Origin of the sequence: Candidatus Pantoea multigeneris, from assembly GCF_011752615.1 — a bacterium.
GTDB lineage: Bacteria > Pseudomonadota > Gammaproteobacteria > Enterobacterales > Enterobacteriaceae > Pantoea > Pantoea multigeneris.
The window spans coordinates 720,876-737,614 of record NZ_VWXF01000002.1; the positions used below are offsets into that span (position 1 = coordinate 720,876).

Below are 16,739 nucleotides of genomic sequence, written 5' to 3' on the forward strand. Positions count from 1 at the left end.
ATAACCTTATAAGAGCCTGCAAAGTATATGGACAAACATATGGATGTTGCAATTATCGGCGTCTCTTGCCAGTTCCCCGATGCCAAAGATTATACCGAGTTTTGGGAAAACATAGTCAATCACCGTAATTCCGTTGCTAACATTGCGGCCAGAAATAAAGAGATGACGTCACGCAGTCGTGAGTCATTACAATCACCGGATACCAGTGAAAATCGGTGGGCTGCACTGCTCAATTCCATTGACGGATTTGATAATCATTTCTTTGGTATTATTCCTAAAGTCGCTGAAACCATGGATCCTCAGCAGCGAATAATGCTGGAACTGACGTGGTCTTGTCTGGAAGACGCCGGGATTGTGCCATCGGCCTTGCGCGGCAAGAAAGTGGGCGTGGTTGTCGGTGTATTTAACAACGATTATAAAGAACTGCAGGAAAATTCGAATAATCCTATTGAAGCGCATTATTCGACAGGCACCGCAACCTCCATTATTGCCAACCGTATTTCGCATTTCTTTGATTTCCACGGCCCGAGCCTGGCGATTGATACCGCCTGTTCCAGCTCGCTGAATGCGATGCATGCGGCGATTCAGGCGCTCACCAATGGTGACTGTGACATGGCGATTAGCGGCGGGGTCAATCTCATTTTGACCTCCACCCGCCACCAGTCTTTTGCCCAAATGGGCATGTTATCCCCGACAGGTGCCTGCCACTCCTTTGACAACAACGCCGATGGGTATGTCCGGGGAGAAGGCGCTGGCGTCTTGCTGTTAAAACCGCTGGAAGCCGCCCTGGCCGATGGCGATACCATTCACGGTATCGTGAAAGGCAGCGCCATCAACCATTGCGGTACGTCGTATACCCTGACCTACCCCAGCGCAGAAGCGCAGGCCGACGTGATTGTCACTGCCACGACGCAAGCCGGGATTTCCGTTGACTCCATTGGCCTGATAGAAGCGCATGGTACCGGCACCCCGAAAGGTGATCCGATTGAATTTGCCGGTCTTAGCCAGGCATTTAGCACGCTGGCAGAGCAGCAAGGCATCACGCTGGCTGACGCGGTTTGCGGCGTCAGCTCGGTCAAAAGTAATATCGGCCATCTGGAAGCCGCAGCGGGTGTCGCGGGCGTAATCAAGATCTTGCAGGCCTTTAAGCACGGCACGCTGCCACCACTCAGAAACTTCACCACGCTGAATTCACGCATTGATGTCGCCTCAAGCCCGTTTTATTTCATTGAAAAGGCCAAAGCCTGGCCACGCCTAAATGCTGCGACCCCACGCCGTGCAGGTGTAAGCTCGTTTGGCTTCGGCGGAACCAACGCACACATCGTACTGGAAGAGGCACCCACACCCGCACGGCGCAAAACCTCAAAAAGCAAATCCGCCTTGCGCAACACCCATATGATTGCGTTGTCGGCAAAAAGCCCTGCCGCGCTGTTACAACGCCAGCAAGATCTGATTCACTGGCTGCAACAGCACCCTGCTGCCGCGCTCGGCGATGTGAGTGCGACCCTGTTAACACGGCGCGAACACTTTGCCTATCGTTACGCCTGTACAGGCAGTGACAGTGCGTCAATTATCGCCGCGCTTGAAACAGCGATTGCCAGTGGTCCGCTCCAGCTCGAAGACGCAGTAGAGGCCGACGAAGCAGAAAAAGCCACTGCCGAAGCCGCCGCATTACTGGCGACGGTTAACACGGTACCGGACTCAGCGATTGTCCCGCTGTTCCATCAGCTCAATGCGAGTTATCTCCGTGGTGCTCAACTGGACTGGACGCCGCTGTTTAAGGGAACGTCCCCGCAAGCGGTCGCGTTACCCACTTACCCGTTTGTCCATGCCCCGTTCTGGATAGCCGCGGAAGAGAAAGCCACCCGCCCGCACTCTGCCCAGCCATGCCAAACGCAACGTGTCGTCAACATCGGTAATGGGCACTATAAAATGACGCTGTCAGGCGATGCTTTTTATATTGCCGACCATCAGATTGGCGGCCAGGCCATATTGCCTGGGGTGATGTATCTGGAATGGGTGCGTGCCACCTTTGTCGAAGCCCGCCTGCTCACGGATAGCGATAAATTGACCTTCTCTCAGGTGACCTGGCTGCGTCCTTTCAGCTGCCTGCGCGCCGCGGAGGAGATCATCATTCAGATCGATCCGCAATCCAGCGAGGCATCGTGGGGATTCAAGGTTGTCGATGACGAGGCGCACATTTACTGCCGTGGTACGGTCGCGCTATCCGCAGCCCAACCAGACACTTTACCAGAGGAAATGCCCACTGACAGGCGTCGCCGGTTAGATAAAACCGCGTGTTATCAGCGGCTTGAAAATTTGCAGATGTGCTATGGCGCAGGCCTGCAATCGATAAACCACATCGCTCTTAATGACGATGTCGGTATCGCCGATCTCACGCTGCCTGTCGGCCGGGATGATGATTTTATCATTCACCCGGCGATGGCGGATGGTGCCCTCCAGGCCGCGGTGATTTGGGTGACCGAAAAGCGGCGCGTTGGGCATCAGGCAGATCAACCAGGGCCGGTGATCATGCCGTTTTCAGTTGAAGAGGTGGTGCTGGTTCAACCCTGCGGCACAGCAATGACGGCGACCATCATGCCTTCGGGTGATACCACACTCAGCAACGATGCGGTCACCGTCGATGTTTACCTGACAGAGACCCACCACCCAGAGCACATTGTACTGATACTCCGTGGACTGTGCCTGCGGGTGCTGAATGAGGGGCCGGCCGAAAAAAAACCGGCGCAAGCCCCGCAGCAAAACTGGCTCCCCCCGCAAGGCGTGAATCTTTATCAACCTTACTGGGTCGATAAAGCGCTACCCGCAGTGAATGATGCCGTTGAACGTATCGTATTCGTCGGCAACGAACAGGATGTTGCGCAAATGGCGGCGCTGATTGCGCAGGCCAACCCTGCCACGCACCTCCACCGCATCCTGTTCGCTGCTGAACCCGCACGCAACGCCTCTGCCGCATATGTTCGGCCAGGCAACAGCGACGACTTCATGGCCGCCGTTGATGCCTTGCTGGCACAGGGCGCGACATTCAGCCATATCCTGTGGGTAAGCCCAGCACTCGCCAATGACGATTTCAGTGTGCGCCTCGCAACCGGGCCGAGCAGCTTGTTTGCGTTAACCCAGGCGCTGATGCGCAAGGTTAAAAAAGCGCATTTTATCCATTTCCACCAGGCAGCGGAAAGTCTGCCAGACGTTGTGGCGATGAGTGGTTTTTACCGTACCCTGCGCGTCGAAAAGCCTGCTTACATCGGCCATGTCGTCCAGTGCGATAGCGCCATCGCACCCGAAGCGCTGCCAGCGCTGATCAACCGTGAATTCAGTGATACCAGCAAAGATGCCGACGTGCGCTACCTGCAGGGCGCGCGTCAGGTACGCCGGTTCACCACCGCGACCTCCGTTGATACGCAGAACCCGTTGAATACGGCATCGACCGTCTTGCGCCAACAGGGCACCTACCTCATTACCGGCGGCCTTGGCGCGTTGGGACTGATTTTTGCGCGCTATTTGTGTTCAACATACAACGCCACCCTTTACCTCACTGGCCGCTCTGCACTGAATGAGGATCGCCAACAGCAACTTGATGCACTTAATGCACTGGGCGGCAAAGCGCGGTATGTCGCTTGTGACATCAATGACGCCGCCAGCGTGCAGTCTTTAATCGATACCCTCCGCACGGACGGTCACGATCTGAACGGCATTATCCATTCTGCTGGCGTCATCGAAGATAACTTTATCCTGCGCAAGAGCCATGAGGCCTTTGAACGCGTCATTACGCCTAAAGCCATCGGCAGTTGGTTGTTGGATGAGGCCACGCGCGATCTTCCCCTCGACTTCTTCATGCTGTTCTCCTCTGTAACCGGCGTGTTGGGAAACATGGGGCAATGCGACTATGCCTATGGCAATGCCTTCGAAGACTATTTCGCCCACCAGCGGAACGTGCAGCAACAACAGGGGCTGCGTAGCGGCAAGGCGCTTTCAATAAACTGGCCATACTGGAAAGACGGCGGAATGCGCCTGACGGAGAAAGAAGCCTCTTTCCTGAAAACACAATTCGGGATTGTTCCGCTGCTGACCGACGACGGTATCGCCGCATTTGACTGCGCACTGCAAAGTCAGGCGACACAAATCGTGGTGATGCCGGGTGATACTGCACGGATCAACGAAACCCTGAACGTGGTGGATATTGCCCCAGCCGCAGCAGACAACGCCGCCCCACTACAGGACGTGGTGATTCACGCGCTGTCGACGATTTTTGCCACAAAATTGCAGATCCCGGCACATTTTGAGCGTCACGGGTTCTTCCGGGATTACGGGTTCGATTCGGTGGTGGTGATTGAACTGGTTAATGAGCTGAAAACGACCTTTGGCAGCAGCCTGCCGATGACGTTGTTCTTCGAATACCAGACCATGGATGAGCTGAGTCGCTATTTGCTTGAAAACTATGCCGAGGTTTGTCAAAGCCTGGCGGGAGCAGCCCCCGCAACCCGGCAGAATACTTTCGCACACAATGCCGCAACCTCTGCCGTTGAAGCGGTGCGTGTGGCATCGACGCAGCATAATGCACACGATGAGGATATCGCGATTGTCGGCATTGCTGGCCGCTATCCTGAAGCCGATAACCTCGAACAGTTCTGGCTGAATTTAGCACAGGGGCGTGATTGCGTTATTGAAGTCCCCTCCGAGCGCTGGAGCGCCCGCTGGTTTAAAGAAGGGGCCGCGACGCCCGGTAAAAGTTACAGTCGGTGGGGCGGATTCCTCTCTGGCGTTGAACGTTTCGATCCGCGTTATTTCAATATTTCGCCGAAAGAAACCGAAATCATGGACCCGAACGAGTGGCTGTTCCTTGAGACGGTCACGCACGCGATTGAAGATGCAGGCTACACCGCCGACAAACTCACCGCCGCAATGGCCGGGCGGGAAAATCATGTCGGCGTCTACGTGGGCATGATGTGGGGCGATTACCAGCTCCACGCTCACGCCAGCCCGCAAGACGAATGGACAACATCGCACTCCTCTTACTGGTCGGTTGCCAACCGCGTATCGCATTTCTTCAACTTCTCTGGCCCCAGCATGGCGCTGGATACCGCGTGCTCATCGTCCCTGACGGCTATCCATGTGGCCTGCAACGCGATTCGTAGCGGGGATGTGCCGGTGGCTATTGCGGGGGGTGTCAACCTGTCGCTGCACCCCTACAAGTACCATCTGTTATCGAATATGCATTTTCTCTCTTCCGATGGTCGCTGCCGCAGCTTCGGTGAAGGCGGTACCGGCTATGTGCCAGGAGAAGGTGTCGGGGCCGTGATACTCAAGCCGCTGTCTCAGGCTCGCCGTGACGGTGACCACATTTATGGCATTATTCGCGGCACCGCAGTCAATCACGGCGGTAAAACGTCAGGCTTTACCGTGCCCAATGCCAAACGTCAGGCGGATCTTATTGTGGATGCGTTGACCACGGCCAGGGTCAACCCGCGTCACATCAGCTATGTAGAAGCCCACGGGACCGGCACCAAACTCGGCGACCCGATTGAAATCAGTGGCCTGAATAAAGCCTTTTCGATGGCGGGTGACAACAGCCAGTACTGTGCCATCGGCTCCGTGAAGGCCAACATCGGACACCTGGAGGCGGCGGCAGGTATGTCGGCGCTGACCAAAGTGCTGCTGCAAATGAAGCATCAGACGCTGGTGCCTTCCATCCAGTCTGCGGTGGTCAACCCGTTTATCGACTTCCAAAGTGGCCCGTTCCGTATTCAGCAGACGCTGGCCCCGTGGCAACGTCCGGTGCTTGCCACGACTGCGGCCGATGGGAGCACGGTGACTCAGGAAATTCCACGCATCGCGGGCATCAGCTCGTTTGGCGCGGGCGGGAGCAACGCCCACCTGATCGTTGAAGAGTACAACGAAGCGATACCAGCCGCCGCCGATGAAGGAAAACCGGCGTTAATCATCCTGTCTGCGCGTCGTGAAGCGGCGTTGCACACCATGGCCGGAGAGCTGGCCGACTTCCTGGCGCAGCATACCGCTCTCGCTTTGCAGAATGTGGCCTATACATTACAGGTGGGGCGCGTGGCCCACGAATACCGCCTGGCATTGGTGGCAGAAACCGTAGCAGAAGCGATTACCCTGCTGCGCGCCTACACCAGACAGCAGCTTGCTGGCCTGATGACCGGCCATCGCGATAATGCCCGCCAGGCAGTGTCTCCCCCGCCAGTCAGCACCTGGATATCGCAGGGCAATCTCGGCGAATTGGGCGAAGCCTGGGCCAACGGCCATGTGATTGACTGGACACCGCTGCATACGCAACACCAGCGTCGTCGCCTCTCCTTGCCGGGCTATGCGTTTCAGCGTCAGGACTGCTGGGCACCAACTGCGCCGGCAGACTCTGTTGAGGCTAGCGGGTCACGCGTCGCCTCACTGCACCCGCTGATCGATAACAATATCTCCACGCTGGCCGCCCAGGCATTTGGCAAAACCCTGCATGCCGATGAATTTGTCGTCAACGACCATCGCCTCGGGGGCAATCGCATCTTGCCAGGCGCAGCCTATATAGAAATGGCCCTGAGTGCGGGTGAGCTGGCTCTGCTCGGCAAAGCGTTGCCAGAAGCGGGCGAACGTCCCGTCCTGTCACGGGTAGAGAATGTTAAATGGCAGCAGCCTGTCCGGCTTTCCGACAGCCCGGTGGAGATGGAAATCTCACTGGTGCCGTCTCAGGGTGGCCTCGATTTTGCTATTTATTGCCATCAAGGTGAAAAGCGTCAGCAAGGTGATCAACGCCAGATCTACGGCAGCGGTCGCCTGTGTGAAGCGCAGACCGCTAATTATCCTGCGGTTAATCTGCAGCGGCTGATGGCGCAGGGTCAGGTTGTTCAGCGTGATGAGGTGAACGCGGCGTTCACGCAGCGTGGCTTTACCTTCGGCCCGGCGTTCCAGGTCATTGAACGTCTGTATGCCCATGCTGATGAGGCGCTCGCCGAGTTGAAATTCCCGGAGGGTCAGCCAGCAGCCTCGCGGATTGATCCCTTTATTCTGCCGCCCTCCCTGCTTGATGGTGCCTTGCGCACCGCGCTGGGCATCGGGGGCTTTGCCAGCGGCGCAGAAACACTCCATGTCCCGGTGGCATTAGCCGGGTTGCAGGTGTGCAAACCCATTGCCGGGATTGGCTATGCCTACGCTCGTCGCACCGCCGTCTCTGGTACCGTCGCCAGTTACGATATTGATCTGCTGGACAACAACGGTGAAGTGGTGGTCAGCCTCAGCCAGCTACAGACGCAGGCCGCGCCTCAGTTAGGGATCACCGCCGCCCGTTCCACCCCAACGGTTCAGCACGCGGCTAGCCATGCTGCACCCGCGCAGGCCACCGTCATGCCGTCGCTGGCTGGCGCAACATCTGCACGCGATGCGTTGATTACCAGCCTGATCGGTCACGTTATTGCGGTCACCAAACTGGATGCGGGCGATGTCAGTGCCTCTACGCAGCTTGCGGAGTATGGCCTTGATTCGATGATGATTCTGGCCCTGAATGAGCAACTCTCCGCCACCTTCGATAATCTCTCGCAAACGCTGTTCTATGAATACGCAGATCTCGCATCAATAGCCGACCACCTGCTTGAACAGCACCCTGAGTATGGCGTCTCCTTCGCGTCATCTTCCCTTGCCATGCGCGATACGCAGGACACCGGTCACCGTTCGGTACGTGACAGTGTGCTGGAGTTCCTGATTGCGGGTGTCACGGAAGTGACGCGCCTCGACGCAGGCGAAGTCCAGGCCGCCACGGAGCTGGCAAATTACGGCCTCGACTCGATGATGGTCCTGGCGTTGAACGAGAAGCTGACGGCGACCTTTGGCGAGATATCGCAAACCCTGTTCTATGAATACCGGGATCTTGACACGCTGACGGATTTCTTCTGCGAAAACTACCCGCAGCAGGCAGCCGCATTGCAGCCCGCAGGGAGCGGGACTGCACACAACCCGCAGCCCGCAGCGCCCGCTGATGTGACCGAACCGGCGCAATCCGTACCGACCCTCAGCGAAACGCTGTTCGTCAGTCTCAGGACGGCCATTGGTCCTGCCGCAGCACACTGTACGGCCACCCTGCCTTTGTATCAGTGGCCGTTAGACACCATCAGCCAGATGCGTTTGCAGCATGAGCTCGACGTGCGTCTCAAGGGAATCAATGCCAGCGCCGTCTTCCGTTATCACACGCTGGCCGAATGGGCCTGCACGCTTGAAGCGGTGCCCGCGCCCGTTGCGGCTGCGCGTACCCAACCGCTGACCCAGGAGGTATCAAAGCCGTCTCTGGCAAGCCTCCTGAACGGATCTCGCCTGCATGCCGGGCAACACCCGACAACGGGCACGCAAGATATTGCCATTATCGGCCTGAGTGGCCGCTATCCCGGTGCCAATGACCTGGATGCGTTTTGGGCCAACCTCACCGCGGGCGTAGACAGCGTGACCGAAATCCCGCTGTCCCGCTGGGACTACAACCTGCATTACTCCCCGGAGCGCGGGCCTAAGGATAAGGTCTACAGCAAATGGGGCGGCTTTATCGACAATATCGATCAGTTCGACAGCCAGTATTTTAATATTTCCCCTCGCGAAGCGGAGCTACTCGATCCTCAGGAACGGCTGTTTTTACAGACCGCCTGGGAGTGCGTCTCAGACGCCAGCTATTCGCGTCACGCGCTGAGTACATCGCAGGTCGGGGTCTATGTTGGCGTGATGTGGGCGCAATATCAGTGCATTGAAACCACCGCCGAACAGTATAAAACCGGCTTCCCGATGTCGTTACACTCGTCGGTGGCAAACCGGGTGTCATTCTATTTCAATTTGAATGGCCCCAGTGTGGCACTGGATACCATGTGCTCATCGTCCCTCACCGCGCTGCATATGGCTTGCCAGGCGATTCAAAATGGCGACTGTCAAATGGCGATCGCGGGCGGCATCAATCTTATCGTCCATCCGATGAAATATTACCAGCTCGGGCAGAGCCAGTTCCTGTCCAGCGAAGGCCGCTGCCGTGCCTTTGGTGAAGGGGGCGACGGTTATGTTCCGGGTGAGGGAATGGGTGCGGTTCTGCTTAAGCCACTGCAACAGGCGTTGGCCGATGGCGACCAGATCCATGGCGTGATCAAAGCCACGGCGATTAACCATGGCGGGAAAACCAGCGGCTTTACGGTGCCGAACCAGGCAGCGCAGAGCAATGTTATCAGTCACGCCTTCCAGCGCGCAGGCTGGGAGCCGGCGACGGTGGACTATATCGAAGCGCACGGTACCGGCACCCAGTTAGGCGATCCGATTGAGATCGCTGGTCTGTCCAAAGCCTTTACGCGCATCAATGCCGAAAAAGGCGTGAACACTCCGCTCCTGCCGGGCTCCTGTCGTATCGGATCGGTGAAAAGTAATATCGGGCATCTGGAGTCGGCCGCCGGGATCGCGGGCCTGACCAAGATCCTGCTACAAATGCGTCATCGTCAGTTTGTCCCCTCACTGCATGCACAGACGCTAAACAGCCGGATTAACTTTGAGACCTCAACCTTCCGCGTGGTGCAGTCACCTGAAGCGTGGCACGCGAAGCCGGGAAGCCCGCGCCGGGCTGGCCTGAGTGCCTTCGGTGCCGGAGGATCGAACGCGTCTGTGCTGATTGAAGAAGCACCGACACTCTCCGTCACCGCGCCTGTCATCGGCGGATCCTGCCTGTGGGTGCTCTCCGCAGACAGCGAGACCCGGTTATCCGCCTATGTGGAACGCATGATTACCTTCCTGACGCAGGCGGTGGCATCACCTGAAACGTCACCGGTCCTGGCTGATTTGGCCTTCTCATCCTTAATTGGCCGCGAGGCGATGGCCGAACGACTGGCGGTGGTGGCCAGCAGCCCAGCCGATTTGCTGGGCAAGCTTGAGCAATACCGCGATGAAGGCAGCGCCCGACAGGTATTCCGTGGACGCATCGCGGGCAGTAACGATCGTCTGGACGCCATCCTCGACCCTGAGCAGTTGGAGACGCTGGTGACCGGCCTGGTACAGGAGCGCCAGCTCGTCCGTCTGGGGCGCTTGTGGACCACCACGCTGGATGTGAACTGGGAACACTTTGCCCGTCCGCTCTGCGAGCCAGCCGCCTCCGCAGGCGGCCCGCGTCGGGTCTCCTTCCCTGCTCTGCCGCTGAACACACGCCGCCACTGGCTGGCGCTGCCGGGAGAGCCAGGCACGCAGGGGCGCACGCACGCGCTGCATCCATTGATAGACGAGAATATTTCGACGCTGGCGCAGCAAAAATTCAGTAAAAAGTTGACCGGTCAGGAGTCCTGGCTGCGCGACCATGTGATTGGCCGCGAGAAAGCCCGGGTGATTTTGCCGGGTTCAGCTTACGTTGAAATGATCCGCGCGGCAGGCCAGTTAGCCATCGAAAATAGCTGGTGCGTGGCCGCGATCCGCAATCTGATGTGGATGAATGCTGTTGAGATAGAGGACGAGCCGGTCGCGCTGGCGATTGATCTCGTCTATCAGGATCATGAAAGCGTTAAAATTGGCGTGCGCAACCTCAATACTGACGTCATCGCGGCGGAAGCGGAGCTGGTTTATCGCGCCAGAGAGGTAGACGTCGCTGATGAGTGGATTGATCTCGATGCCCTGCGCAGCCGGGGCCTGCGGGAAAACGATCGCGCCGCATTTTATGCCGACTTTGCAAAAATGGGCTTCGCCTATGGCCCAGGCTATCAGGTCACGCAGGAGCGCTACCGTTTCGCCGATGCCGCGCTGAGCTATCTGTGCCTGCCTGATTCTGTCTCCTCACCGGACGCCTTCTGTCTGCATCCTTCACTGCTGGATGGCGCTCTGCGCACCTGTCTGGCCGTAGGGTTGACGCCGACTGATCCTGGCACGCCGATCGTGCCGTTCTATCTGGGCGAAATCGAGTTCCGTCATCCGCTGGGGAAAGCCTGCTATGTCTACGCCACCCCGGTACAAGCGACGGAGGCTGACAGCCATGTGCAAAAACATGACATCGCCCTGTTAGACACCGATGGCCGCGTACTGGCTCGCCTTAAAGCCTTTGCCGCCCGCGCGCTGGAGAAAGGGGCGACCGCCTCCCTGCCCGCGCCGCAGCAAGATGTGCGCTATTACGGCTATGACTGGCAGCCAGCGCTGCTCGCCGCCGCTGCGCAGGTCAGTACCACATCGCAGATCCTGGTGTTGAGCAATGATGCACAGTTGAGTGAGGCTTTACGTGCGCTGTATGGCGACGCGGCGACAGTGATCGGCGTGCAACCTGGCGACCACTACCAACAACAGGACCCTCACCATTTCAGCCTCGACGCTCAGTCGCCTGCAGACATTGAACGACTCTGTGTACAGCTCAAAGCGCAGCAGCTCTGGCCGACACATATCGTCCATGCGCTGGGCGCTGACGTGCATTTTGACACGCTGACCGGCGCAGAGAGTGCCGCGCAGTTACATGCCGGTTTGCAAACCTTACGCCATCTGTTTATCGCCCTGGAAAAGGGGCAACCGGGCCAGGTGATGCGTTGTATGCACGTTTATCGTGCCCAGCGGGCGCAGGTTGAGCCTCAGCAGGACGCGATCAGTGGCTATGCCCGTTCGCTGTTAACCATCAACCATCGCTTCGAACTCTTCACGTTACGCAGCGATGCCGGGAATACGACAGCGCTGGCGGGCGAGATTTATCAGGAGTGTGTTCAGCGTCCCGCTTCCCTGCCAGGGCTGGAACTGGCGTACTGGAACGGCCAGCGCTATCAGCGCCAACTGGTCGAAATCGCGCCACCGGCCGCCACCGGAACGGGACAGGCAGAGAAGCTGCCCTTCATCCATGGCGGACACTATTTAATTACCGGTGGTGCGGGCAAGCTGGGTCTGCTCATGGCGCACTATCTGGCCTCCCGCTATCAGGCGCATATCGTCCTGAATGGCCGTTCAGCCGACATCAGTAATGAAGTCCAACAGCAGTTGATCGCGCTGCGTGAGCTGGGGGCTGATGTCCGTTATATCGCGGCCGATATCGCCCTTCCGGGCCAGGCAGAGAGCCTGCTCGCACAGGCGAAAGCGGCATTTGGCCCGCTCCAGGGCGTGCTGCACTGCGCGGGCGTCGCCAGCGACACCCCGATAACCGCCCTGTCAGACCGGGAGTTCACTGCGCTGATCGGCCCGAAAATCGATGGTCTGGTCGCCCTCGATCGCGCCACCGCGCAAGAGCCGCTGTCCGTCTTTATTAACTTCTCCTCGGTTTCTGCCGTGCTCGGCGATTTAGGTTCAGGCGCTTACGCTGCGGGCAACCGCTTTATGGATAGCCATGCCGTGTGGCGTCAGCAGCAGGTCAGCGCAGGATTGCGCAGCGGCCAGAGCCTGTCCGTTAACTGGCCGCTGTGGGCCAGTGGGCAGATGGCCCTGGCTGAAGAAGAGGCCTCGCTGTTTGAGTTCTCCGGCATGCAGGCTTTGCAGCAACAACAAGGCATTATCGCCCTTGAGCGCGCCCTGCTTGCCCTGCGGCCTGAGCTGCTTGTCGCCGCTGGCGAACGCGATAAAGTCGCGCGTGCGCTGCGAATTCCGGTCAACAACGTCACGCACGCCGCGCCAGCGGTGCAGGTGGCCCGTGCCGAAGCCGCCCGGCCGCAGGATAGCGCATATCAGCACAGCGAAAAGGTACTGAAACAGCACATCGCCGCCGTCACAAAAATTGCGGAAGAGGATATTGCGGTCGAGGCCACCTTTGAGCAACTTGGTATGGATTCCGTGATGCTGATGGAGCTGCGTGCGGCGCTGGAGAAAGCGTACGCTGGCTTGTCGAAAACGGCGCCCTTTGAGTACAACACGACCGCGAAGCTGGCGGCCTACCTATGCCAGCATTACGGTAATAAGCAGACTGAGACTCCAGCCCCAGAGCTTAACCCCCATCCGGCCAGCGCGACGATCACCTCCGTGCCAGTGAACATCACCCGCTCGCCGTTCGCTCGTGCTATCCCCGCGTTTTCGCCTCCGGCATCGACGCGTACCGACCACGACGCCGTCGCGATTGTCGGGCTGGCGGGTGAGTTCCCGGGTGTCGATAATTTGGCTGAATTCTGGTCAGCGCTACAGGCGGGAGCAGAGAATCTCAGCGGCATCCCAGAGACACGCTGGGCCGTCGACGCGACGCATAGCGGCAATCCGCGCTATGTGGATCGCGGTGGCTTCCTCAGCAAGACAGACGTGTTTGATCCTGACTTATTCCGCATGAGCGCCGAGGAGGCAAGCCGCCTCGATCCGCAAGTGCGCGTGCTGCTTCGTTCCGCCTGGCATGCACTGGAACATGCCGGTTATACGCCAGCGGCGTTGAAATCCCAGCAGGTTGGCGTCTACGTCGGGGCCATGAATGAAGATTTCACCTGGGTGATGGCGGACTATTATGCCCGTACCGGCAATTATCCGGGCGCAGGTTCGGTCATCAGTGAACTGGCTAACCGCATCTCTTTCCTGATGGATCTGAAAGGCCCAAGTTTCAGCGTCGCCACCACCTGTGCTTCATCACTGACCAGCGTGCATATCGCGCGTAAAGCCATACTCGGCGGTGAGTGTGATATGGCGCTGGCTGGAGGCATTAACCTGAGCCTGCACCCCAGCAAATACATGCTGTTGCAGGATATGAAAGTGTTGTCTGCGGATGGCAAAGAACGCACCTTCGATGAACATGCCAATGGCCTGATCCCCAGCGAAGGGAGCGGCATCGTGGTGCTTAAACGCCTGAGCGCTGCGATCGCCGACGGCGATACGCTCTACGGTATTCTGCGTGGTTCGAGCATTGGTCATGCGGGAACCGGAGCCGGGCAATACCTGCCAAATCTGTCGGTGATGGAAGAGACCGCAGTGCGGGCGCTGGATGAAGCGCGCATTAACGTCAATGAACTGACCTATATCGAGAGCCACGGCGCGGCGACTGAGCTGGGTGATCCTATCGAGCTGAAGGCGCTCGCCAACGCGCTACGCCGTCAGACAGGCGCGCAGCAATTCTGCGCACTCGGCACCAAGGCCAACCTGGGGCATATGGAGGCGGCATCAGGGATTTGTTCCTTAATCAAAGTCTTGCTGAGCATGCAGCATGGCCGTGTGTCGCCGTGCGCCAACCTCAGCACGGTGAATACGTCCTTCGAGCACCAGACTTCACCCTTCCTGTTCCCGAGTGAGGCGCAAACGTGGGAGGCCAACGGCCGTGGCACACGTATCGCCGGGATCAATGCCTACGGCATGGGCGGCTCAACGGCGTTTATGGTGGTTGAGTCTCCCGAAGACGTGGTGATGCTAAATCCGCATTCACTGCCTGAGGACAATACGCCGCAGATCGTGGTGTTATCTGCCCAGCGCCCTGAACGCCTGCAAGCCTACGCGACGTTGCTGCACGATTTTGTTGCGCAGCAAGGCGATGTGCTGCACCTGGCGGATCTGGCCTACACCAGCCAGGTGGGGCGTGTGATGTTTGACAACCGCCTGGCGATCGTCGCCACCCACACGGCCGATCTCCAGGCGAAGCTGGCTCAATTTATCGCTCAACCGGCTTCACAGCACACCCAGGCCCACATCTATAGCGGCAACGTTCTCGACACCAGAGAAGTCTCGCAGCTCATTGCCGGTGAGGCCGGTCAGGATTTCATCGCCGCGCTGCTGCAAAACCAGCAACTTGGCCGTGTAGCAACCCTGTGGTGCCGTGGCTGTGAGGTTGACTGGCATTTGTTACACCGTAACAGCGCACGCCATCGCGTGGCGTTCCCTGGTTATCCGTTCGCTGAAATCCCCTGCGATCTTCACGCCGTGCTGGAACGCGATATCGCCCGACGCACCGCCAGCAACAGTGGGCGTGAGGCGATGAGACAGTCCGCCGAACATACGCAACACCCCGTACCGCAGGCGTGGTTTGCCCGCACAATCGCGCAAGGCGCAGCCCCGGCCGAGGCGTCCAACTCCGCTTTCTGGGCTGAGCAACTTCATGTTGATGATGATGTGGGTTCACTGATCGCACCGGCCCTGTTGAATGGCGCAGAGGCGCGGGATGACGAGGCCACGCTACACGTCACCAGACTGCTCAGCCAGGAGAGCGTCGCCGCCCTGCAAACCGCCACTCAGCGGCTGGAAATTGCCTTTGAGACGCTGGTGGTCGCAGGCTGGGCGCTGCTGGCTAACCGCCACATGCGGGTCAGGCTCGCCCAGTTTGGCGTGATGCGTGGTTTCAACGACGAGGCATTACAGGTCACGCCAGCGCGTCTTCAGGTGGTGGGTCGTCACAAGGTCGGCCCATGGCTCGACAGCGTTGAACAGCAGTTGGCGCAATACCTTGCCCATGCTGACGCCCTTGATCAAATAGCCCTCTGGGTTGACGACGCCCCGCTGTTTGACAGCGCGGTGGCTATCCTGGGCGATACCCCATCGGCCAGCGTCAATGCAGGCGTCAACGCACTCTTTTCCCTGCAACCCACGCTGCATTTAGCGCTGGTGGTCGGTGTCGAAGCGCACGGCGTCAGTCTGCATATTCACGCTCAGGGGCTGAATACCACGGAAACGCAGTTAGAACAGTTGCTTGAACAGTTAGTCACCCTGCTTGAGGGCTTAGCCGCCAACCCGGATAAAAACCCTGCGGCGCTCCCGATGCGGAGCAAAAACGAAGGTCGCAAAGCCTTCTGGAAGACGCTTGAACAACTTAACCAGCAGGAGCAGACGTCATGAACGTATTGATTACCGGGGCAAACGGCTTCGTTGGCCTGAACGTGGTGAAAGCGTTAGTCGCCGCACAGCATCAGGTAACGGCTTATGTCAGAGCCTCTTCCAACGTGGCGTTTCTTTCCCGCTTTGGGGTGAAGCTGGTGCAGGGCGAATTGCACGACAGCGTGGCACTGCGTGCCGCCATGACCGGGCAGGATGCCGTGATTCACACCGCAGGGAACACCAGCAGTAACCCTCGTGACTGGCCACTGCTTGAAGCGGTGAATATTAACGGTACGCGCTGTGTCGTGGATGCCGCGCTGGAGACAGGCATCGCCCGCCTGGTATACACCAGCACGACCTCAACGATTGGGGCACACGACACGCCGCAGGCCGAAGCCACCGAAGAGACGGCATTAACGGGTTTTCGCGCCGGTAATCCCTATGCCAAAAGCAAATTGCAGGCCGAAGCGTTGATCTACCGGGCCTGCGATCGCGGCCTGTCGGCTGTCATCCTGAATCCCGCCGAAGTGCTGGGTGCCTACGACTACAACATGCAGTGGGGCCGGATGGTACTGGCGGTGATCCACAACCAGCTGCCGTTTATGCCGCCGGGTGGGGCCAGTTTCTGTAGCGCAACAGCCGTCGGGGAAGCCCATGTCCGCGCCTTGAGTCAGGGAAACGCAGGCGAGCGCTACATTCTTGCCGGGGCAAACGTGCGCTATACCGATCTTATCAGCGAGATTGAAGCGGTCACCGAGTGCCAGGCTACCCTCTCGCGCCCCCCTTATGCCTGGTTTTATCTCAAAACCCTGCTGCAGGAAAAATTTCCGCGGTTGATCCCCGGCGAGCCAATTCTGGACGCCTATCGCCTGCGGGTCTTCAAAGGCACCTATTACTTCAGCAGTGCTAAAGCAGAACGTTTTCTGGGTTATCAGCCGGTTTCCCTGAGTCAAATGGTGGAGGAGTGCGCCAGTTGGTATCGGGCCAACGGTTTTATTGCTCCTGCACCATCGGGATCTCTCGCAGTGACAAAATAAACACTTAAA

2 protein-coding genes are annotated in these 16,739 nt (G+C 58.5%); both read left to right on the forward strand.

Going from position 1 to position 16,739, the window contains the following annotated elements:
* The first annotated feature begins 39 nt into the window (after nt 1–39).
* Nucleotides 40–15,714 (forward strand): SDR family NAD(P)-dependent oxidoreductase, encoded by a 15,675-nt coding sequence (locus F3J40_RS08600; protein WP_205297256.1) that lies wholly within the window; start codon nt 40–42, stop codon nt 15,712–15,714.
* Nucleotides 15,711–16,730, forward strand: coding sequence for an NAD-dependent epimerase/dehydratase family protein (locus F3J40_RS08605; protein ID WP_167013709.1), 1,020 nt, complete (start codon nt 15,711–15,713; stop codon nt 16,728–16,730). The genes F3J40_RS08600 and F3J40_RS08605 overlap by 4 nt, the downstream gene beginning before the upstream one ends.
* The last annotated feature ends 9 nt before the right edge of the window (nt 16,731–16,739 follow it).

Coding starts and splice junctions, on each gene's coding strand:
- F3J40_RS08600 (WP_205297256.1), top strand. CDS start 40: ATGGATGTTGCAATTATCGGCGTCTCTTGCCAGTTCCCCGATGCCAAA.
- F3J40_RS08605 (WP_167013709.1), top strand. CDS start 15,711: ATGAACGTATTGATTACCGGGGCAAACGGCTTCGTTGGCCTGAACGTG.